The organism is Rhizobacter sp. P3_B12 (assembly GCF_056402895.1).
The window spans coordinates 1-596 of the sequence record NZ_JBFUGN010001726.1 but is presented as its reverse complement, the minus strand read 5'-3'; the positions used below and the strand labels follow the sequence as shown (position 1 = coordinate 596).

At 73.8% G+C, this 596-nt stretch carries 1 protein-coding gene; it reads left to right on the top strand.

What is annotated here, in order from left to right; genetic code table 11:
• On the top strand, positions 1 to 478 hold a 478-nt coding region (locus tag AC1D01_RS37900; protein WP_477875134.1), incomplete at its 5' end, for a type III secretion protein HrpB4.
• Positions 479 to 596: the final 118 nt, after the last annotated feature.

Sequence of the window (596 nt, the reverse complement as noted above, 5' to 3'; positions counted from 1 at the left end):
CCGCATCGCGCTGCTGCCGCGCGAGCAGGTGCTGCGCGTGCTGGGCGCCGTCGCGCTGCATGCCGAGCGCGAGCGGGTGCGCCGCTGCATCGGCCGCGGCGCGCGCCAGGCCGTCATCGAGCGCATCGGCGAGGCGGCCTACACGGAGCTGCTGGCCGCGCCGCGCGTCACCGACAACGCCACCGCCGCTGCACTGTCGGCGGCCGAGCTCGACCCCGAACGCCTGGCCGCCGCCGGCTACGCCCGACTGAGCGAGCGCCGCGAATGGCACTGCAAGCACACGCTGGCCTGGGTGCGGCTCGCACTCGCGCCGGGCAGCACGCAGGCCGACCCGGCCTTCGCGTTTCCATCCACGTCTTCTTCCGCCGCCCCATCGGCCTCGCCGCCAGGCGATTCAATGATGGCTCGACTTCCCCACTACTTTCCGGAGCACGCATGGCTGTTTGGCTCACACATGGACCGTGCACTGTCGGCCTAGACGACGGCGTGCTGCGCGCGCAGGACCACGCGCAGCTGGTGTCGTCGGCCGACGTGGCCGCGGCGATCGACGCCGAGCGCGAGCGCGTGCTGGCCGAGGCGCAAGCCCGGGCCGAAGC